Origin of the sequence: Aeromonas cavernicola (assembly GCF_002795305.1) — a bacterium.
Classification (GTDB): Bacteria; Pseudomonadota; Gammaproteobacteria; order Enterobacterales; family Aeromonadaceae; genus Aeromonas; species Aeromonas cavernicola.
In genome coordinates this window covers 1-1523 of sequence record NZ_PGGC01000125.1, presented here as the reverse complement: position 1 = coordinate 1523, position 1523 = coordinate 1, and the positions used below count along the sequence as shown (strand labels likewise).

Below are 1523 nucleotides of genomic sequence, written 5' to 3'. Positions count from 1 at the left end.
CCGCATACTTTTGTGGTCTTGCCTTCACACTGCGGGGATAACTCCGCTCCCTTCGCTCCGGCAATACAAACTGCCCCGCCTGCTTATCCAGCTCCGCCACCCGCTTCGGGATACTCCCCGGTGACAGGTACGGCATGCAGCTCAGTTCATGGATGAGATAGACCGACGCCATGTGAAAACTCAGCTGGCTCGCCGTGTATCCCTTCAGACTCGCCGCCATCTTTACCATCTGGCTGCGCAGCAGGTTGTACGCCAGCAGCACACCCCACAGCTCTTGCCGTATCCCCGCCGCCTTCTTGCTGCGCAGGGTTAGCCGGTGTTGTTGCAGGCTGTGCTTCATCTCCCGATAGCCCAACTCGATTTCCCAGCGCTGGCTGTAGAGCTCAACGATGTCGGCGCCCGGGAAACGCATCGGGTCGACCATGGAGGTCAGCACTTGGCGCGCCTTGCCATTGATGTTGCGGGTCAGCAATCGAGCTTCCACCGTGTCAGGTAGGTGCGGCCACTTCTTCCTCGCCTGTGGGCTGGTTTTCAGCAAGACCAGTGCATCCTGGCGCCCCAGCTTGCGCACCACCTCGTATTGGGTGCCCTTTTTGAGCGGCAGCAACCAGTGCCGCTCTACGCCCGCACTCTGCCATGCATGGAGCAGACCGAGAGAGTAAAACCCCTTGTCGAACAGAGTCAGCGAGTGGTCTGGTGTGCGCGCGACAAGCTGCTCGGCCAACACCATCTCGTTGACGGCGCAGCTCTCCATGACGGCTTGCGTGAGCAGGTGGCTGGTCAGCTCCATCTGACAGAGCATGCGCACCTGCGGATAGGCGGTCTCGCCATGCTGGGTGCCAGGCTTGGCAAAGGCGGCGGCATTGTCCGGGGTATCGGGGGTGCGCCACATCACGCCATCGACGGCGAGCAGTTGCAGCCCGGCCCAACCGGGGTGGTTGGCCTGCTGGTGCCAGCGCGAGGCGGTCTCGTGAAACAGGCGCTCGATGCTCTTGTCCCCCAGTTTTTGGCGAGCTTGCAGAAAGGCGCTGGGGGCAACGAAGGGGCGGTCGCCGGGCAACAGGATATCGAGCTGATTGACGAGCTGGGTCATGGGGACGTGGCGGAAGATAGCCATGCCGATGATGGCCCAGACCAGACGCTCCATGGGCATGCGGCGACGGCGCAGGGTTGCGACGCCCTCTTCGGCGAGCAGCGTCGTGATGAGTTCGGGAGGAATGAGGTCGGAGAGTGACTCAAACTGAGCGGCATTGCTAGCGTGGAGGAAGTCGAGAGCCTGGTCGATACGCATAAAAAATCCGAAACCAATCAACAGGTTTCGGATTTTCACACAACAGAAGGATCGGTCAATGGATCCTTAACTGATCGGCATTAACCTCCAATCAGGTGGTTTTTTTTGGCCTCGCCACCGTCATGTTCTTGCCCTTGATGCCGATACGAATGGGACTGTCCTGTGATGTGATAACACTAAGAAACGATGTATCCATTTTTAGGTGGGGCCAGTGCTGTCTCTTAACCAACTC

General features: G+C 59.4%; 1 protein-coding gene. It reads right to left on the bottom strand.

The genetic code is table 11. The features are described 5' to 3' along the window. Positions 1 to 1291: IS4 family transposase (locus CUC53_RS13645; RefSeq protein WP_100294670.1), on the bottom strand; the 1291-nt coding region annotated here is incomplete at its 3' end. Positions 1292 to 1523: the final 232 nt, after the last annotated feature.